The organism is Rhizobium sp. WW_1, assembly GCF_003610155.1.
GTDB classification, from domain to species: domain Bacteria; phylum Pseudomonadota; class Alphaproteobacteria; order Rhizobiales; family Rhizobiaceae; genus Rhizobium; species Rhizobium tropici_A.
Genome location: NZ_RAIN01000002.1, coordinates 32,926 through 50,767 on the forward strand (window position 1 = coordinate 32,926; position 17,842 = coordinate 50,767).

18 protein-coding genes are annotated in these 17,842 nt (G+C 61.3%); 1 reads left to right on the forward strand and 17 read right to left on the reverse strand.

What is annotated here, in order from left to right; all coding sequences use genetic code 11:
- Positions 1-25 precede the first annotated feature (25 nt).
- The 12 genes from BJ928_RS07615 to BJ928_RS07670 form a co-directional block, all read right to left on the reverse strand.
- Positions 26-1,390 (reverse strand): amidase, encoded by a 1,365-nt coding sequence (locus BJ928_RS07615; RefSeq protein ID WP_047635587.1) that lies wholly within the window; start codon positions 1,388-1,390, stop codon positions 26-28.
- Complete coding sequence (locus BJ928_RS07620; RefSeq protein ID WP_047635588.1) at positions 1,387-2,625, reverse strand: extracellular solute-binding protein; 1,239 nt, start codon at positions 2,623-2,625, stop codon at positions 1,387-1,389. Before BJ928_RS07620 ends, BJ928_RS07615 begins: the two co-directional genes overlap by 4 nt.
- 16 nt (positions 2,626-2,641) lie before the next feature.
- Positions 2,642-3,697 carry a GTP-binding protein gene (locus tag BJ928_RS07625; RefSeq protein WP_047635589.1) on the reverse strand — a complete coding sequence of 352 codons (1,056 nt, stop codon included), beginning with the start codon at positions 3,695-3,697 and terminating at the stop codon, positions 2,642-2,644.
- The gene (locus BJ928_RS07630; RefSeq protein WP_047635711.1) at positions 3,687-4,019 is read right to left on the reverse strand and encodes a hypothetical protein; all 333 of its coding nucleotides are present in this window, start codon (positions 4,017-4,019) and stop codon (positions 3,687-3,689) included. The genes BJ928_RS07625 and BJ928_RS07630 overlap by 11 nt, the downstream gene beginning before the upstream one ends.
- A 45-nt stretch (positions 4,020-4,064) precedes the next feature.
- Positions 4,065-4,946: a polysaccharide deacetylase gene (locus tag BJ928_RS07635; protein ID WP_047635591.1), complete on the reverse strand. Its 882-nt coding sequence runs from the start codon at positions 4,944-4,946 to the stop codon at positions 4,065-4,067.
- A gap of 32 nt (positions 4,947-4,978) precedes the next feature.
- Positions 4,979-6,082 carry an ABC transporter ATP-binding protein gene (locus tag BJ928_RS07640; RefSeq protein ID WP_047635593.1) on the reverse strand — a complete coding sequence of 368 codons (1,104 nt, stop codon included), beginning with the start codon at positions 6,080-6,082 and terminating at the stop codon, positions 4,979-4,981.
- A gap of 78 nt (positions 6,083-6,160) precedes the next feature.
- The gene (locus BJ928_RS07645) at positions 6,161-7,393 is read right to left on the reverse strand and encodes an extracellular solute-binding protein (RefSeq protein WP_047635594.1); all 1,233 of its coding nucleotides are present in this window, start codon (positions 7,391-7,393) and stop codon (positions 6,161-6,163) included.
- Positions 7,394-7,487: 94 nt separating this feature from the next.
- The gene (locus tag BJ928_RS07650; protein ID WP_047635596.1) at positions 7,488-8,255 is read right to left on the reverse strand and encodes an SDR family NAD(P)-dependent oxidoreductase; all 768 of its coding nucleotides are present in this window, start codon (positions 8,253-8,255) and stop codon (positions 7,488-7,490) included.
- 12 nt (positions 8,256-8,267) lie between these two features.
- Positions 8,268-9,032, reverse strand: a complete 765-nt coding sequence (locus BJ928_RS07655) for an SDR family NAD(P)-dependent oxidoreductase (protein WP_047635598.1) — start codon at positions 9,030-9,032, stop codon at positions 8,268-8,270.
- On the reverse strand, positions 9,032-9,877 hold the full coding sequence (locus tag BJ928_RS07660) for an ABC transporter permease (protein ID WP_047635600.1): 846 nt from the start codon (positions 9,875-9,877) through the stop codon (positions 9,032-9,034). The genes BJ928_RS07655 and BJ928_RS07660 overlap by 1 nt, the downstream gene beginning before the upstream one ends.
- Positions 9,878-9,879: 2 nt before the next feature.
- On the reverse strand, positions 9,880-10,779 hold the full coding sequence (locus tag BJ928_RS07665) for an ABC transporter permease (protein WP_047635601.1): 900 nt from the start codon (positions 10,777-10,779) through the stop codon (positions 9,880-9,882).
- Positions 10,780-10,827: 48 nt separating this feature from the next.
- The gene (locus BJ928_RS07670; protein WP_047635712.1) at positions 10,828-11,901 is read right to left on the reverse strand and encodes an ABC transporter ATP-binding protein; all 1,074 of its coding nucleotides are present in this window, start codon (positions 11,899-11,901) and stop codon (positions 10,828-10,830) included.
- Positions 11,902-12,444: 543 nt separating this feature from the next.
- Between BJ928_RS07670 and BJ928_RS07675 the strand changes: the two genes are divergently transcribed.
- Positions 12,445-13,455, forward strand: a complete 1,011-nt coding sequence (locus tag BJ928_RS07675) for a GntR family transcriptional regulator (RefSeq protein WP_047635603.1) — start codon at positions 12,445-12,447, stop codon at positions 13,453-13,455.
- A 74-nt stretch (positions 13,456-13,529) separates the two neighbouring features.
- Here BJ928_RS07675 and BJ928_RS07680 read toward each other — a convergent pair whose 3' ends face one another.
- Genes BJ928_RS07680 through BJ928_RS07700 form a run of 5 tightly spaced genes read right to left on the reverse strand, consistent with a single transcriptional unit; the run spans position 13,530 to position 17,783 of the window.
- A complete protein-coding gene (locus tag BJ928_RS07680; RefSeq protein WP_047635604.1) occupies positions 13,530-14,501 on the reverse strand; it encodes a biotin-dependent carboxyltransferase family protein in 972 nt (323 codons plus the stop codon).
- Positions 14,491-15,366: a carboxyltransferase domain-containing protein gene (locus BJ928_RS07685; RefSeq protein ID WP_047635607.1), complete on the reverse strand. Its 876-nt coding sequence runs from the start codon at positions 15,364-15,366 to the stop codon at positions 14,491-14,493. Before BJ928_RS07685 ends, BJ928_RS07680 begins: the two co-directional genes overlap by 11 nt.
- Positions 15,366-16,751, reverse strand: a complete 1,386-nt coding sequence (locus BJ928_RS07690) for an acetyl-CoA carboxylase biotin carboxylase subunit (RefSeq protein WP_047635609.1) — start codon at positions 16,749-16,751, stop codon at positions 15,366-15,368. Before BJ928_RS07690 ends, BJ928_RS07685 begins: the two co-directional genes overlap by 1 nt.
- Positions 16,748-16,990, reverse strand: coding sequence for an acetyl-CoA carboxylase (locus tag BJ928_RS07695; RefSeq protein WP_047635610.1), 243 nt, complete (start codon positions 16,988-16,990; stop codon positions 16,748-16,750). The genes BJ928_RS07690 and BJ928_RS07695 overlap by 4 nt, the downstream gene beginning before the upstream one ends.
- Positions 16,977-17,783 (reverse strand): 5-oxoprolinase subunit PxpA, encoded by an 807-nt coding sequence (locus BJ928_RS07700; protein WP_047635612.1) that lies wholly within the window; start codon positions 17,781-17,783, stop codon positions 16,977-16,979. Before BJ928_RS07700 ends, BJ928_RS07695 begins: the two co-directional genes overlap by 14 nt.
- Positions 17,784-17,842: the final 59 nt, after the last annotated feature.

The following is a 17,842-nucleotide window of genomic DNA, read 5'->3' on the forward strand; positions in this document are numbered from 1 at the left end:
GGCCGGCGGGGATCAACCCGATGCTCTAACCGGCAACGATCTCTTCAAGTGCCAGGGCAGCACCCAGCAGCCGTTCGTCATGGTTCCTGGGCGCCGACAGCAGGAAGCCGACCGGCATGCCAGCTTCACCCGTACCACAAGGCAGGGACACGCCGCACCAATCGAGGAAATTGCCGATCGACGTATTGCGCAACGTTCTGCCGTTGACCTTCGTAAACACCTCGTCATCGGCCTCAAGCGGCGCGAGCGCAGGTGCAACATGGGCGACCGTCGGATAGGCGATGAATTCATTCGGCCCAAGCATTCCGGAAACCTCCTTGATCAGCTGCTCGCGCACCTTGAGCGTTTCCAGATAGCCGACCAAAGTCGTCTTCTCGCCCATGCGCGTGCGCGCCACGACGCGCCGATCCATGGCTTCTGCCTCGGGTCCCGCCAGGCGGCGATGATGCAGCACAAAGGCTTCTGCCGTAACGAGCGGCCCGTATTCTGCCATCAGCTGAAAAAGCGTCTCGAAGACCGGAAACGCCGCGCGTCTTATCTTGAGGCCCGCAGCGCTCAATCGGGCAAGCGTCGCCTCGAATGCTGCGAGAACGCCATCCTGCGCATTATCCATGACGACATTGGTCGGCACCACGACGGAAAGCTGTGTGGCCTCGGCGCGCTCCACCTCAGGGACAAAACGACCGCGCATCGCCGCATCGACCCAGATGGCATCCTGGACGCTGCGGCACAAGGGACCGAGCGAGTCCAAGCTGGCCGACAGCGGAAAGACCCCGTTCATGCTGTAGCGGCCATGGCTGGCCTTATAGCCGACAAGACCGTTGAAGGCGGACGGTATGCGCACGGAACCGCCGGTATCGGTGCCGATCGATACCGGCACGAGACCTGCCGCGACGACGGCCGCGGAACCGGAAGACGAACCACCCGGAATGCGCGCGACATCCGAGGCTAGAGGATTGAGCGGCGTGCCATAATGCGGATTAAGGCCGAGGCCGGAAAAGGCAAACTCGCTCATATTGACGCGACCGACGGCAACCATGCCGGCTGCTTTCAAAGCCTTCACTACATCGGCATCATCCTGCGCAGGCTCCGCATCGGCGAGCACGATCGATCCGGCCGTCGTCGGCAGGCCGGCAATGGCAAAGAGATCCTTCCAGGCAATAGGAATGCCATCCAGCAGCCCGCGCGAACGCCCTTCGCGCAGCCGCTTGGACGAAGCCGCCGCCTCTTCCTTCGCGCGTGTCTCAAGCAGCCGCGTGAAAATCGCCTGATCCTTGTAGGTCCGGATCGCATCCAGCGTCTCCTCGGTCAGCGCTACCGGATCGAGACTGCCGGACTGGATCAGGACCGACAGCTGCGCGATCGATTTGCCGAGATGTGTCTGTGTCATAGGCCCTGCTCTCCTCTGCCGCCGACGAGCTGCATCCAGCGGCGCACCAGATAATTGTGCTCATCCATTGTCGTATTCCAAACGGCAATGCAATTGGCGCGTTGCCAGTAGGAACCGCCGCTGCGAACCGAACCCTTTCTGATCCGCATCTGCCCATCCGGGCCGGGCAGATCTTCGATCGCGGCAGCACCTTCGTACCAGTAATCCCATTCGGCCTGCGTCATGAACTGCCGCGAGCGCTGCGGCGTCGAGATATAATAGCCCTGCCGCGCGACGACGGCGCCCGGCCAACCCGAGATCCACCAATTGAGATAGTCATAGGCGACATCGAGCAGGCGGCCGCTCAGATGCTTCGAAAGACACAGGCCGCCATGCCAGGCGCGATAGCCTTCCGCAGGCACGGCCTGCTCGACGGGAGACCCCCTGGAATTCAGGATACCGATGCCGGGCGACCACATGCTCTGGACGCTGGTCTCGCCGGCGATCATCAGCCGTGCCGCATCCTCGGCGGTTTTCCAGAAATCGCGGAAGAAGCCGGCCTTCTTGCGCTCCTCCAGCAGATCGATCAGCTGGTCGATCTCCTGAACCGACATGTTGCCGATATCGTCGAACGACATGAGGCCGGCTGCCTGAGCCGCCAGCGCCGCATCGAAGATGCCGATGGCAGGTTCGTCCACCAGCGCTACCCTACCTGCCCAGCGCTCGTCGAAAAGCGCGCCCCAGGAGTGCATGCCGACGCCGTTCGGCGCGAGATCAGTCCGGTAGGCGAAGCTGTCGAAATTATGGGTGGTCGGCAGCATCGAGATAAAGCGCGAGGGCGTATCTCCTAGAGCGAGATTGGGCTGGACGAAGAGCTTGCGTGCCGGCACGTCACCAAGCCCCATTCTGGGATTGGGGCCGATATGGCCGGTCTTGGTGAGATCGTTGACTTCATCCCAAAGCACGATGCGCTGGGTGTCCACGGGCTGGATCGCGCGCCAGTGCCAGACGATATCGAGATTGTGAAAGCATTGGTCGTAGATATCGTAGGTTTCCGGCTCGCGGGCCGCCTTGTACTGCGTCGTCAGAAAGTCGTTATTATCGAAGGTGACGTCAATGCCGAGATCGTCCTGCGCGCGCAGACGCAGCTCTTCCAGCAACGATATTGCCGTGCCAAGAATTCGCAAGCGGGGCCGGCCAGCCAGATGCAGGGCAGGAGCGCTCAGGTTTCTTGCAACGGATTGGTGTTTGTTCATATGTAGACCGGTTGTCTCATTGCGCCGCGGCGATGAAGGTAGATGCGGCGGACGGCATCTGCGCCAGTGTGAAGGCTTCGAAAGAGCGTTTCAATAGAGCGCCGTCGAGCCCATCGAGAATGAAGACGAGGCGCGAGGTGCGATCCTCCGAAGGCCAGCGATCCATATGAACCGGCGTGTGAACAAGATGCTGGACGCCGTGAATGGCAACGGGGCGCTCCTCGCCGCTGAGATTGAGAATGCCCTTTACCCGCAGCACGCGCTCCCCATGCCGATTGAGCAGCATGGTCAGCCAGAGCCCGAAGGCCGTCCAGTCGACCGGTCTGTCGATGCTGAGCGAAATCGAGGAAATAGCCGCCTGATGCAGCGCGCCGTCCGACGAGACGAGCCGCACCGGCTCCTCGCAGTAAAAGCCGCTTTGCGACAGGCCGCTACTGGGCGAAATGTTGTTCTGCGCGGCAACAAGCGAAGAGAGATCGAGATCAGTATCGGTCGCGATCAGGATCGGCGCATCGGGATTGAGCCTGCGAAGGCGAGCATGAAGCACCTGCCCGTCACGGTCCGGATCAAGATCGGTCTTGGTCACGATCAAGCGATCCGCGACCGCCGCCTGCCTGTTGGATTCGATATAGGTGTCGAGCTGATGCAGCCCGTTTACCGCGTCGACCGTCGTAATCACGTTGCCGGCGCAGAAGTGATGCCGGAGAACAGGGTCGGCCTTGATGGTCGACAGAACCGGGAAGGGATCGGCAAGGCCTGTGCTTTCGATGATGACGCGCCGGAACGGCGGCACCAGCCCGCGCTCGCGGCGTGAATAAAGCTCCTTGAGCGCGGCTGCGAGTTCGCCGCGCACCGTGCAGCAGACACAGCCCGACCGCAGCAGCACCATTTCGCCATCGACGCTTTCGACAAGGTCGTGATCGAGCCCGATCTCGCCGAATTCGTTGATGAGCACCGCCGTATCGGCAAAAGCTGAGTCCGCCAGGATGCGCTTCAGCAGCGTCGTCTTGCCGGAGCCGAGGAAGCCCGTCAGCAGATTGATCGGCAGGAAACCGCTCGCCTCAATCGACATGTCGCGCCTCCATTCTTGCGATGAAGGCCATGTCGAGGGGATCGCAGGCCCGGCCGACGAGCCTTTCGGCCGCCGGCCACAGGTGACCGAGATCCTCGATGATCTCGCTCCTGCCTGTTCGCGTCGACAGCACGAAGGATGCGCCCTGCCAGTCGGAAAGGACAAGGCCGAAGCCCGAGAGCATCTCATTGGCGGCACGGACGCGTTCGGCGCGCTCGCGCCGCCGGTCGACGCTGGCGTGATTGCGCGTGAACACACCTGGCCGCGCGGCAGCATCGGTCCAGTGCTCGTTGCCGCCAAGCACGCCGCACAGTGAACACATGGCGATAGCCTCCTTGAGATGCACTGAGTACTTCAGCCTAGCCTGCTATTTCTTGCGCGGAAAGCGGGCGGCGAAATCATCGGCGATCTCGTTCATCGTGACGAACTTCACGCCCGGATGCTTGATCATATGCGCATAGAGCCGCTCCAGCATCATCAGCACCTGCGGCCGACCAGCAACGTCCGGATGGATGGTGATCGGGAAAACCGCATAATCCATCTCGCGATAGACCCAGTCGAACTGGTCGCGCCACATCTGCTCGATGTGATGCGGATTGACGAAGCCGTGGCTGTTCGGGGATTTCTTGATGAACATCATCGGCGGCAGATCGTCGAGATACCAGGATGCCGGGATTTCGATCAGATCGGTTTCCTTGCCGCGCTTCAGCGGCACCATCCATTCCGATGGCTTGCGCGAATAGTCGATCTTCGTCCAGCTGTCACCGACGCGCACATAATAGGGCGTAAAGTCATTATGCATCAGCGAATGGTCGTACTTGATGCCGCGCTCCAGAAGCAGCTCGTTGGTGACGGTGGAGAATTCCCACCAGGGCGCGACATAGCCGGTCGGGCGCTTGCCGGAAAGCTTGGTGACCAGTTCGATGCACTTGTCGAGGATCTCAGTCTCCTGCTCGCGTGTCATGGCGATCGGATTTTCGTGGCTATAGCCGTGGATGCCGATCTCATGGCCGGCGTCGGCCACGGCCTGCATCTGCTCCGGGAACGTCTCGATGGAGTGGCCGGGAATGAACCAGGTCGTCTTGATGCCGAAGCGCTCGAAGAGTTTCACCAGCCGCAGGCTGCCGACTTCGCCGGCAAAGAGGCCGCGCGAGATATCGTCAGGTGAATCCTCGCCGCCATAAGAGCCGAGCCAGCCGGCCACGGCATCGACGTCGACACCAAAACTGCACAAGATTTCCTTTGCCATGGGATGACCTCCTTTGATCGGGTTTTCTTTAATCAGTGGGCTGGAATGACGGTCGCGTCGGCCGGATCCCAGGTAAGCATGACATCGGCGCCTACCGGAAAGGCACCGGGTTGGTATTTGTCGACATGCGCCTCCAGCGCCAGACCGCGGCCGTCGGGCAGGCTGATGCCGATCTGCGAGATATGGCCGACGACATCGAAACGATCGACGCGCGCACCGACCACATTGCCGCCAAAGGTCCGGGCGAGATTCTCGCGTCCCGAGACGCTCGCCGCATGAACCTCGATCGCCTCCGAAGGGATGACGATATTGACCTTGCTGGACAGGCCACCATTGGCGCAGCCTGACAGCGTGCCGAACGAGGTCGTGACGAATGTGCTGTCGGCCTGCGAGCCGGCAACCTCGCCTTCGAAGATGGTATTGCGACCAATGAACTGAGCAACGAAGGGCGTGTCCGGTCGCGTATAGAGCTGATGCGGCGGGCTGATCTGCTCCACCTTGCCCTGGTTCATCACCACGATGCGGTCGGACAGCGCCAGCGCTTCCGACTGCGCGTGCGTCACGAAGACGAAGGTGACGCCAAGCCTCTTCTGCAGCAATTTGAGTTCGTTCTGGATCGCCTTACGCAGATTGGCATCGAGGGCACCTAGCGGCTCGTCGAGAAGCAGCACGTCCGGCTCGACCACGAGGCCGCGGGCAAGCGCGATGCGCTGACGCTGGCCGCCGGAAAGCTTGTCCGGCTTTCGCTCGGCAATATCCTCCAGCCCGAGGGTAGCGAGAATGCGGTCGACCCGCGCATCCCGCTCGGCCTTCGCCATGCCCTTGACCTCCAGGCCGTATCCGACATTCCGTCGCACCGTCATATGCGGAAACAGCGCATAGTTCTGGAAGATCATCGATGTCGGCCGCTTCTGCGGCCTGACATCGTTCATGCGCTCGCCCTTGATCATCATGTCGCCGGAGGAGATGCTCTCGAAGCCGGCGATCATGCGAAGCGTCGTCGTCTTGCCGCAGCCCGACGGGCCGAGGAAGGCGATGAACTCCCCCTTCCTGATCGAAAGATTGAAGTCGATGACGGCTGGCGTGCCATTGTCATAGACCTTGCCGACATTGATGAGTTCCAAATCATACATCACGAGAGATCTCCGGGCGTGGGCGAGAAGGCGGATATCGCCTCCTCGCGGAGCTGAGGGCAGATGGCGAACGCCACCAGATCACGCATTGAGGAATTCATCCCACTTCTGGACGAGATGATCATATTCGTCAGGCCACTGGTGCCAATAGGCGACGTTCTTGGCGCGCTCGGCCAGCGAGCCGCCATCACGCAGGTCGCCTTCCTTGATGCCGCGCTCGGCAGCCCCGACCCAGGGCTTACCCTCGTACCAGAAGGCGTATTTGTCCGGCGCCATAACCTTCTCGATATTGGTCGATGGCGAGTAGTAGCCCTGCTCGGACACGGTGATACCGGGCTCACCGGACAGCCAGTAGTCGGCATAGGCGATCACGGCTTCCTTGTTGGAAGTGCCAGCAATCATCGAAGGTCCGATCGCCCAGCCGCGATAGCCTTCCTTCGGTACGGCGTATTTGCACGCCTTGCCCTGGGCCTTGACGGCCATGACCGCCGGCTGCCATGCATCGCAGACGACCATTTCGCCCGATGCCATCAGGTTGACCAGCTCACCGAAATCGCCCCAAAGCGCCCGGAACTGCCCGTCCTTCTTTTTCGACACGAGGAACTTCGCGGCCTCGTCGATTTCGGCCGTCGTCGGATTGGCCGGATTCTTGACGTTTGAGAGCCCCAGCGTGTTCATCGCCATGATGGCTTGGCCGAAAGCAATCAGCGGATCGGTATTAAGGCCGGACTTTCCTTTGAACTTCGGATCGAAGATCGCTGCCCATGTATTGGCCTCCTCGGCCGACAGGACATCGGGATTGTAGCCGATGGAGTCGTAGTTATAGACCGCAGGCACCATGTTCAGCGTTGTCTTGGCATCGTCGGCCCAGATCTGCCCGACGATCTGCTGCTTCGGCTGCCATTTGCCGGAAGGCGTCGTGAAAGTGTCGCGGATATTGGCCCAGTTTTTCAGGGAGGCGGCCGGGATCGGCTCGACATTGTTTGTCATGACGATCGACGGCAGCCGCTCGGCGATGATTTCCCAGCAATCGTAATCCTTGGAGCCGGAAAGGATCTTGGTCTGCGCGTCCGGAAAGGTCGCAGCCGTGCCGGAGGTCTGCCCGACGCCGCTCACCTTGCGGAAGTCGTCGAGGATACGCTCCTGAACTGTTACCGAAAGGCCGATGGTGCGCAGTTGCTCCTTGGCAAGGTTGGCAGCCTGTGCGTAGGCTGCCCGCGACGACAGGAAGGGCGTGCCGCCGCCGATCGCGAGCGCCATCACGCCGGCGGAATGCTTCAACAGAGAGCGTCTGTTCATTTCCATTTTGGACATTTTGTTCTCCAGTGCTGATTGCTGTTCCCTGAGCCCTTGGTGGGCTTATTTCATTGCCGTATCGCCTTGCCCGGCCGTTGCCGGACCGGGGCGATCAGTACCGCCCCACGAGGAGGCCACCATCCACGACCAGAACCTGACCGGTCATGTATCTCGCGCCGTTCGAAGCGAGGAATGCGATCACGTCGGCGATATCTTCCGGCTCGCCGAGCCGGCCCATCGGAATAAACTCCGCCGCCTTTTCGGCGCCCGCGGGCCCGAGCGAATTCTCCTCCGAGAGAAGCTGCGCTGTGCGGATGTAGCCCGGGGCAATGCCGTTGACCCTGATGCCGTGCTTTGCCAGCTCGACGGCGAGCCCGCGCACCAGGCCGACGACACCGGATTTCGCCGCAGAATAATGGACATGCTCGTCCCATCCATAGGCGACACCCATGATCGACGAGAGAGCGACGATGCTGCCCGATCTGCGAGCACGCATGCCCGGCACGGTGGCACGCACGAGCCTGAAGATACCCTTCAGGTCCACATCCATGGTCAGGTCCCACTTATCGTCGGTGAGCTTGTCGAGAGGTGTCCGATGCGCGATGCCGGCATTGGCGACGATGATATCTATCCTGCCGAAGCGCGCCTCGACATGGGCGACCAGCCGGTTCGCCGCCTCGGTCGAGCGCACATCGTAAAGATGAAACTCGGCGGAGCCACCGCCGGCAAGAATGTCGTGAACCGTCTGTTCGCCTTCCTTCTCGAGGATGTCGGTGACGACGACATGATCGCCGAGTGCGGCAAACGCCTTGGCTGCCGCCTGGCCAATGCCGATGCCTGCGCCCGTGACGATGACAACTCGCTTCTCTAGACTGTCCATCTGCTTTCTCCTTCAGAGCATCACGTCGCCGGAATTCGGCCCGAGCGTCTGGCCGACGAAAAGACTTGCTGCCGGCGACGCCAGAAAGGCGACGGTCGCGGCCACCTCCTCTGGTTCGCCGAAGCGGCCGAGCGGCAATTCGCGCTTCTTGCGTTCGCGCCACTCTTCGGAAAGGCCTAGCACCAGAGGCGTATTGATCGGCCCCGGCGCCACGGCATTGACGCGCACCCCGCGGCTGGAAACCTCGCGGGCAAGCGCCTTGGTCATGCCGATGATCGCGGCCTTGGCGCCGGAGTAGTGAACCAGCTCGATGCCGCCAATCTGCCCGAGCTGCGAGGCGACGTTGACGATGACGCCCTCGCCCCGTGCCAGCATCGACGGCAGGACGGCCTTGGTCATCAGGAAGGTGCCGCGCACATGCACCGCAAACATCCGGTCGAAATCCTCAACTTCGAGGTCCTCGAATGCTGCCTGATGGGCGATGCCTGCATTGTTGACGAGAAGGGCGACGTCACCATGCAAGGCCTCGGCGGCGGCATGGATTGCCGCCACATCCTCGGGTCTGGCGACGTCGCAGGCGATCGCGGTCGCCGCACCGCCCGCCTTTCGGATCTCCGAGGCGACAGCCTCGGCGCGCTCGCCCGAGAGGTCATTGACTAGAACCGCATAGCCATCGGCGCCGAGACGCAGTGCAATGGCGCGGCCGATACCGGAGCCGGCACCAGTGACAATGGCAGAGATGGGAGCAGAGATGGGGTCGGAAACTCTCTGCACCATCACGCGTCCTCCTGGATGCGGACGCGCTTGGCGCGCCGGACCGACAGCCCCATCAGGATCGCGTAGGTGCCGAGGAGCGCGAAGGAAAACAAGGTGGTCAGGACGCCGAAGGCAAAGACGTTTGGATGGACCTCGACAGAGAAGGTGCCGTAGATGGCGAGCGGCAGCGTCAGCTCGCGGCCGGAGGCGAACAAGGTGCGCGAAAACTCGTCATAGGAGAGCGTAAAAGCAAACAGCATGGCCGAGAGCACGCCGGGGAAGATCAGCGGGAACGTGACCTTGCGGAAGGTGCGTACCGGCGTGACGCCGAGCGACCAGGATGCTTCCTCCATGCTCGGATCGAACCGGTTGAAGATCGCGAGCATGACCAGAAAGGCAAAGGGGAAGGTATAGACCACATGCAGGACAAAGGCCGTGCTCCACCAGTGACGGTCGATGCCGAGGGCATTGGCGACAAGAGCCATGCCGAGGCCGACGAGCACGCCCGGCACCATCATGCCGAGAACGATCAGATAAAATGCCACGCCCGAGCCGCGGAACTTGCGGCGAAAGGCCTGGGCGGACATGACGCCAAGCACGGTCGAGACGATCATGGTCATCAGCGCCAGCGAAAGCGACCGGATCAGCGCCTGGTCGATCGGCAGGGGCGCGATGCGCGAGGGCGGCGTCAGGCCGAAGAGATGCCGATACCAATAGGTCGACCATTCGATGATCGGGAACTGCGGACCGCCCTCCGGGCCGGTCTGGAACGACAGGATCGCCAGAACCACTAGGGGTCCGTAGAGGAAGATCAGGAAAAGGGTCGTATAGACGCCAAGGCCGAGCTTGATACCGCCAGCATTCATGATCAGAGCTCCTTTCTGAGGTCGACGACCTTGAGAAGGGCTGCGACAACGGCGCCCATGATGATCGTCAGGACGACGCCGGCGACTGCGGCGAAGGCCCATTTCAGCGAACCGACCTGGGTGACGATGATATTGCCGAGCAGATTGACCTTGCGGCCGGAGAGTGCGGCAGACGTTGCGAATTCGCCGAGAACCATGACGGAAACGAAGATCGCGCCGACCACAACGCCCGGCATGGAGAGCGGCAGGATGATCGTACGGAAGATGCGCCAGAAGCTTGCACCGAGATCCTGCGCCGCCTCGATCACCGAGGCGTCGATGCGGCCCATCATGAAGGCGATCGGCCCCACCATGAACACGCAGTAGATCTGCGTCATGCCGATGATGACGGACAGTTCCGAAAACAGCAGCACCTCGATCGGTTGCCGAATGACACCGAGATTCATCAGGATCATGTTGATCGCGCCCTCGGTGCCGAGCATCGGCCGCCAGGCGAGCACGCGGATCAGGAAGGAGGTCCAGAAAGGGATGACGCAGAGCACGAGTAGCACTGTCTGCAGCGTCTTGTTCTTGATGAGAAGCCCAACGAAGAGCGCAGCGGGATAGCCGACCAGGAGCGTCGAGATCAGCACGAGCAGCCAGATGCGGATCGTCGTCCAGAGCGCGCCGAGATAGGTCGGGCTCGTCAGGAAGGTAATCCAGCTCTGCAAGGTCAATGTCGGCTCGATCTTGAAGGTCGTCTGCGTCCAGAAAGACACGTAGACCATCATCAGGATCGGCAGGACGAGGAAGGCGACCATCCAGATCATGCCCGGCGCCAGAAGCCAGAGCGTCTTGCTCGATTTTCGGCGGATGGTCGGGCCTTCCTGCACGGCTTCCTCGCTTGTCGCAACCATGGTCATTTCTCGCTCTCCTTGGAGGGGCCGGGGAAGGGTTTCGAAGGGCTCACATCAGCCGAAAACAAGGGCGTCCTCCTTCTTCCAGACCAGCGCGTACCGGTCCTTTTCGACGAAGGTCGGCGGGCGGGCATGGCTAAGGTGAGATTCGACCTCGAAGACGTGGCCACCATTGAGCGCAAAGAAGGAATTGACCGCTGCTCCGGAATATTCGCTGGCGATGAAGTCGGCCTCGATACCGACCTCATCGTCCGAGAGTGCCGCACCGCGTAGACGGATCGAAACACGGTCGTAGCGGATAGCGTAAGCCGGCTGCGGCGCCTTCCTGCGCGATCCACTCAGCGGAAAGCGGCCGGCAGGCCCGACGAAGGCATCCTCGACGACATCGCCGGCAAAGAGGTTGTAGCAATTGAGGAAACGGGCGACAGCCGCAGTTGCTGGGCGATTATAGATCACATCGGAAGCAGCGGCCTGCGCGATGCGGCCGCGATCGAGAACGAGTACCAGATCCCCCATTGCCAGGGCTTCGCTCTCGCTGCCCGTAACATGAAGGAAAGTCACGCCGCAGCGCTCGCGGATGATCTTGAGCTCGTTGCGCATGCGGCCGCGAAGATTGGCATCGAGCGCACCGAGCGGCTCGTCCAGCAGCACCATCTTCGGCTCCGTCACCAGTGTACGCGCCAGGGCAACGCGCTGACGTTGGCCGCCGGAAATCTGCGTGACCGCGCGATCGTCAAATCCCTTGAGACCGACCAGCGACAGCATGTCCTGAATCCGCTTCGCCAGGACACGCGCATCCGTCACAGGGTCGACCTTGCGATTGCGCAGGCCGAAGGCGACATTTTCGGCAACGGAGAGATGCGGGAACAGAGCGAAATTCTGGAAGACGAAGCCGATGCCGCGATCATGCGGCTCCACGCCATCGAGCCGCTGGCCGTGAAAGAGGATCGAACCGGCATCCGGCTCCTCGAAGCCGGCAATGACGCGCAGCAACGTCGTCTTGCCGGAGCCGCTCGGCCCGAGCAGCGAAATATAGGCGTTGTCGGGCAGAGAGAAATCTACCCGGTCCAGCGCGGCAGACGCGCCATAGGACTTGGTGACTTGGCTGAGCTGAAGAACGGTCGACACCGATTTCCTACCAGTTTCCAGGCAAGGACCATCCTTCAGGCAAAGCGTCGCCATCGCCGGGATTACATCGATCCGGACACCAGACGTCGGTCTGCATTCGCGCATCATCACATGCGCGTCAAAGAGATGTTCCTTGGCGTTTCAAAGAGTTCCACCTACGGCGCTTCTGACGAGCGCCTTGATGATTGAAGCATTACATAAATGATTTTTGTATTCAATAGACTTTTTCTGAAAGTCGAAGCTTTAAATCGACAACCAGGCGAAGAGCGTGTCGCGACGAGAGGATAAACACATAACCGCTTCGCGGTATCGGTCGCAAATGCCCGCCGCGAGCGCCTGTTCGGCAGCACTCGCGTGTGATGGGGCCCCTAGGCAAACAACACGTATCGCAACCTTGCGCAACGGCAATCATCGCCAGGTCGCGCATCAAAATTGCAAAACAAAACATATTTTGTATTCAATAGTCATTTATTTTTGCGCTATGTTAGCGCTGCAAAAAGCGTAAGAGTGAGGCATCAGAACGACGTGAGTCCATTGCATCAGATGACCGAAGACCGAGCGCGCCCCAGCGCGCAAAAGCGCTACGAGATCGCCGAGGATGTTCTGCGTGGCAACATCGAAGACAATACGCTGCCGCAAGGCGTGGTGCTGCTCGAAGGTCCGATCGCCGATATCCTGCAGATCTCGCGCGCGCCCGTGCAGCGGGCGCTGCAGACACTGGAAAGCGAAGGGCTGGTTCACCGCTTCGACGGGCGCGGCTATCTCGTCGGCCCCGCCGGTCGGGGCATCGAGCCGAACCGCATCGATATCAAGACACTTGGCCTGACCATTCCGCGCCATGCCGACGAGGCTTTGCAGAGCCGCTCTTCCTGGGAGCGGATCTACAATACCGTCGAGGCCGACGTCGCCGGCTGTGTCGTCTTCGGCCAGTATCGCATCATCGAGATCGAACTTGCCGATCACTTCAACGTCAGCCGTACCGTCGTGCGTGACGTGCTGACCCGTCTGCGCGAACGCGGTCTCGTGCGCAAGAACCAATCGTCCCACTGGATCGCCGGCCCGCTGACGGCGCAGATGATCAAGGATCACTACGGCCTGCGTGGCATGCTGGAACCGCAGGCCCTGGTCGCCGGGGCCGGCAGGGTCGACCGGGAACGGTTGAACGACCTGTTTTTGCGCCTTAGCGATCTCGAGCGGCGCGAAGCCGCCGATCACCTGGCAGCGCAGGAAACCATCCATGCGGACTTCATCGATATCTGCATCCTCGCGACGCCGAACGAGCGGCTGAAGGAATCTATCCGCAACAACCTGCTGCCTGTCACGGCGACGGAGCGTTTGCTGCGGCGGCTCGGGCTGCCCGGCGACCTTGCCATCATCACGGAGCTGCGCCTCATCGTTGAACTGCTGCTGCGAGGCGCCGTGAAGGCGGCAGCGGCGATGATGGAGACCCATCTCGAGGCTTCCGTCAACCGGACAATCGCGCAAATGAAGATCGTCGCCATCATCCCCGGTCCCGGTGTGACGGCCGCCTATCTGACCCGCGTTCTCGAGTGAGGCACGGTCGATCCCGGCCGTGTTCCGTCTGTTCGGGAAGGCTGGGATCGGGAAGGCGACCATCTATTGATCCTCTAAGCCAGGGCTGCGCGAAGCCGCGCAAGCAGCGCCTGCCGGTCCGCCCGCGCCGCGAGCGCCTGATCCATCGTAACCTCGACGAACTGCGTCGGCGTATGCGGCTGCAATTGCCCGATCAGATCCATGTCGGCGGAGATCACCGTTCCCAACATGAAATAGCCGCCGCCGGAAACGGCGTCGCGATGCAGGATGATCGGTTCCGTTCCGCCCGGCACCTGGATCGAACCATAGGGGTAGCAGCTGTCGACGATATTGGAGGGGTCGGAGCCGGCGCCGAAGGGCTGCTTGCGCTCTACGAATTCGAGCTTGCGGCCGCCACGGAAACGGTAACCCATGCGATCTGCTTCCGGCGCCACCTTCCACTGATCGGCAAAGAAATTGCTCTTTGTCTCCTTAGTCAACCGATCCCAATAGAGCCCCGGCAAGACCCTGAGTTCGGCCGGCGTACCGGGCTTGCGGCGCAGCTCTTCTGCAACCGAACGGCCGACACCTGCCATCGAGCCGGAGCCGACGGGAAGCTCATCGCCGATAGCGATGGCCTTACCGTTAAGGCCACCGAGGGCGCCGATCACGTAAGTCGATCGGCTGCCCAAAGCTTCGGGAACGTCGATGCCACCCGATACCGCAATGCAGACCCGCGCGCCGGACTTCAGAAAGTCGAAGCTTACGATCTGCCCCGCCTTGATCTTGAGGGCGGTCCATCCCGGTTGCAGCTCGCCATCGATCCTGACCGGCATGTCGGCGCCGGTGACGGCAATCAGCGCATCGTCCTGAAATTCGAGCTTAGGCCCCATGAAGACGGCCTCGAGCCCGGCGGCGCTCTCGTCATTGCCGACAAGAAGATTGGCTGCCCGCATGGCGTAACGATCCATGGCGCCGCCGACGGGAATGCCGAGATGAAAGTAACCGGGCCGTCCGAGATCCTGAATGGTGGTGGAAAGGCCGTGATGAAGAACCTTAATGGCCATGAAGCGCACCCTCCAGCTTGGCGTTGTATCCGTCGATATCGGCCTGGTACTGCCGAAGGTCGAAGCGAACCTCGCGGATCGGCGGCGCAAAGCGTCCCTTGTCGACATCCTCGACGGCCTGGTCATAGCCATCACGATCGATCGGTCGAAATTTTACGATGTCGCCAGGACGGAAGAACACCATGAAATCACGCAGATAGCTCGTCGATTGCGTGGGATCGAAGATCGGCATCGGCGTGATGCCGAACATCTGATAGCCGCCTGCCCCGCGCACCGAATAGATGCAGCCGAAGCAGCCGCCATGTCCCACAGTCAACCGCGGCGTATCGGTTCGCGGGCGCAGATATTTCGGCACTTCTATCTGCCGCTGCCGCTCGACCATCTGATACATGAACGGCAGCCCGGCGACGAAGCCGACCATGGAGACGAACCACGGCGAGCCGGCATGGGCCGAGATAAAGTCCTCGACAGCTCCATAACCATTGATCCTGGCGGCATAGTCGAGATCCGTGCCCGTCGGCTCCTGATGCCGCTCGCGGAAGCGCATCAGCGTCTCATGCGTCCAGGGATCGTTGTAGAAAACCGGGATTTCGACGATGCGGGTCGTGATCACGGGCTCTGCCTTCTCGGCGGCGCCCTCGATCGCCCTGACTTCTTTCAAGAGATCGTCCGGCTTGATCAGGTCCGGATCGAACTTGATCTGGAAGGACGCATTGGCGGGGCAGATTTCGGTGACGCCCCTGATGGCGCTTTCGCGCACGCCCTTGGCCATCGACAGGCTCTTGAAGAACGCCTCGAGGGACATCTCGTCGCTGCATTCGACGAAGAGATGCTCGTCACCTCCGAACGTAAAGCGAGCGGGCATCAGGCAACCTCCGCCGATATGCCGTTAACCGCGGTAAAATCGGTCTCCAGCCAGGATTCGAGAAAACGGGTGTGGAACGTCCCCTTGCGTACCGACGGGTCGCGGGCAAGCGCCAGGTGCAGAGGGATCGTCGTCGGCAATCCCTCGATCATAAGATTGGAAAGGGCGCCAGCCAATCTCTCGAGGCAGGCGTTGCGATCCTCAGCCCAGACGATCAGCTTGCCGAGGAGTGAATCGTAGAAGGGCGGCACGGTATAGCCCGCATAAAGCATCGTATCGAAACGGATGCCCTCGCCTTCCGGAACGGACAGTCTTGTCACGGTGCCCGGCGCCGGAAGAAAGCCCTTGGCCGGGTCCTCGGCATTGATCCGGCACTCGATGGCATGGCCACGAACGCGAATATCGGACTGCGACAGCGACAAGGGTGCCCCACCCGCCACCTTGAACATCTCCTGCACCAGATCGATGCCGGTAATCATCTCGGTCACCGGATGCTCGACCTGGATGCGCGTGTTCACCTCGATGAAGTAGAACTGCCTGCTATCCTCGTCGTAGAGATATTCGACCGTCCCCGCGCCGCGATAGCCGACCTCCGCCGCAAGGGCCACGGCACTGGCGCAAAGGCGCTGCCGGACATCTTCGGGCAGCAGGAAGGCTTGCGCCTCCTCCCACACCTTCTGGCGACGACGCTGCAACGAGCATTCGCGCTCGAAGCAATGCACGAAGTTGCGTCCGTCACCAAAGATCTGCACCTCGACGTGCCGGGCGCGGGTGACGACCTTTTCCATGTAGAGGCCACCATCGCCGAAAGCAGCGGCGGCCTCCGCCGAAGCAAGCGGAAACTGCTCCCTGAGTTCGGTAAGCGACTGGACGATGCGAATGCCGCGCCCGCCACCACCGGCGGCCGCCTTGATCATCACGGGAAAGCCAGTCCGTTCGGCAATCGCCTCGGCAGCACCAATATCTGCAACGCGACCATCACTTCCCGGCACCGTCGGTACGCCGGCGCGCGCGGCAATTGCTCGCGCCGCCACCTTGTCACCGAGCAATCGTATGGCCTCGCCGCTCGGTCCGATGAAGATCATCCCGGCTGCCTCGACGGCATCGGCAAAATCGCCGTTTTCAGACAGAAACCCGTATCCAGGATGAACGGCATCCACGCCGGCTGTTCGCGCGGCCGAAACAATGGCCTCTATGTTCAGATAGGATTTCTTCGGCGCTGGCGAACCGATATCGATCGCCTCGTCTGCCAGTTTCACCGCGAGCATATCGGCGTCTGCAGCGCTATGGACCTGCACGGTGCGAATACCGAGCGCCTTGGCAGCTTTTATGATCCTGACGGCGATCTCGCCGCGATTGGCAACCAGAACGGAGCGGATGGTCATGGGTCCACCTCCGCGATGATCTGGCCGGCCATGACAGGCTCTTCATTGTCGACAAGGAAGGTGATGTTCTTGCCATCAAGCCCAGCCGGTATCTGCTGAAAGGTCTTCATGACTTCGATCAGGCCGATCGTATCGCCTGCGGCAACCGCATCGCCGTCAGCCTTGAAGGGCGGCGTGTCCGGAGAGGAAGCCCTGTAGAAAGTTCCCGGAAGGGGTGATCTGATCTCAAGCTTGCTCATGGGACCTCCGTGCTGCGTCGCTGTTCAAAATCTGTGAAACGGGTGCAATTCTTATACCCTCGGCAATGAGGGCCTCGCGCATGTGGCGCACGATATCGAGCGCACCCAAAGTATCGGAATGAAAACAGATGGAATCGAAGGCGATCGGAATATCCGCGCCGTTGACGGTGCGCACGACGCCCTCGGTGCAGGCTCGCACGACCTTGCGGGCAATCGCCTTCGGATCGGGTCGGCCGACATCCCTGGTGAAGACGATCCAGCCGGTATCGCCATAGTCGCGGTCGGCATAGAACTCGCGGACGACAGGCTGGCCGGCTTCCTCGGCCGCAAGGCAGGTGGCGGAACCATCCATGCAGAAGACGAACATGTTCGGCGCCGCGGTGCGCATGTATTGTATGAAGATCTGCGAGAGATCCGGGTTTGCCGCAAGCTCCATGTAAAGCGCGCCATGCGGCTTCACATGCTGCACCGGCACGCCGTAGCGTCTGGCGAATTCCCGCAGCGCGCCGACCTGATAGACCAGATCGTTGACCAGTTCACGGCTGGTGCCGTTGATCTTGCGCCGCCCGAAGCCCTGGAGATCGTTGTAGCCGGGATGAGCTCCAACGCCGACGCCATGGGCAGCCGCCATCCGCACGGTCTCGTCCATGAGATTGGGATCGCCGGCATGAAAGCCGGTTGCGATATTGGCCGAACTGATGAGCGAGATGAGTTCCTCGTCATGCGCGTCGCCGATCCGCCAACGGCCGAAAGCCTCCCCCATGTCGCAATTGATATCGACAGCTTCCTTCAAATGCCTTCCCTCGCACTTGCGTCCCGCTCAGGACCGATACCGAAACGCTAAGGGCAAAG

Coding starts and splice junctions, on each gene's coding strand:
- BJ928_RS07620 (WP_047635588.1), bottom strand. CDS start 2,625: ATGAACAAACACCAATCCGTTGCAAGAAACCTGAGCGCTCCTGCCCTG.
- BJ928_RS07625 (WP_047635589.1), bottom strand. CDS start 3,697: ATGTCGATTGAGGCGAGCGGTTTCCTGCCGATCAATCTGCTGACGGGC.
- BJ928_RS07650 (WP_047635596.1), bottom strand. CDS start 8,255: ATGGACAGTCTAGAGAAGCGAGTTGTCATCGTCACGGGCGCAGGCATC.
- BJ928_RS07680 (WP_047635604.1), bottom strand. CDS start 14,501: ATGGCCATTAAGGTTCTTCATCACGGCCTTTCCACCACCATTCAGGAT.
- BJ928_RS07645 (WP_047635594.1), bottom strand. CDS start 7,393: ATGTCCAAAATGGAAATGAACAGACGCTCTCTGTTGAAGCATTCCGCC.
- BJ928_RS07615 (WP_047635587.1), bottom strand. CDS start 1,390: ATGACACAGACACATCTCGGCAAATCGATCGCGCAGCTGTCGGTCCTG.
- BJ928_RS07695 (WP_047635610.1), bottom strand. CDS start 16,990: ATGAGCAAGCTTGAGATCAGATCACCCCTTCCGGGAACTTTCTACAGG.
- BJ928_RS07690 (WP_047635609.1), bottom strand. CDS start 16,751: ATGACCATCCGCTCCGTTCTGGTTGCCAATCGCGGCGAGATCGCCGTC.
- BJ928_RS07660 (WP_047635600.1), bottom strand. CDS start 9,877: ATGAATGCTGGCGGTATCAAGCTCGGCCTTGGCGTCTATACGACCCTT.
- BJ928_RS07665 (WP_047635601.1), bottom strand. CDS start 10,779: ATGACCATGGTTGCGACAAGCGAGGAAGCCGTGCAGGAAGGCCCGACC.
- BJ928_RS07655 (WP_047635598.1), bottom strand. CDS start 9,032: ATGGTGCAGAGAGTTTCCGACCCCATCTCTGCTCCCATCTCTGCCATT.
- BJ928_RS07685 (WP_047635607.1), bottom strand. CDS start 15,366: ATGCCCGCTCGCTTTACGTTCGGAGGTGACGAGCATCTCTTCGTCGAA.
- BJ928_RS07675 (WP_047635603.1), top strand. CDS start 12,445: ATGACCGAAGACCGAGCGCGCCCCAGCGCGCAAAAGCGCTACGAGATC.
- BJ928_RS07630 (WP_047635711.1), bottom strand. CDS start 4,019: ATGTGTTCACTGTGCGGCGTGCTTGGCGGCAACGAGCACTGGACCGAT.
- BJ928_RS07635 (WP_047635591.1), bottom strand. CDS start 4,946: ATGGCAAAGGAAATCTTGTGCAGTTTTGGTGTCGACGTCGATGCCGTG.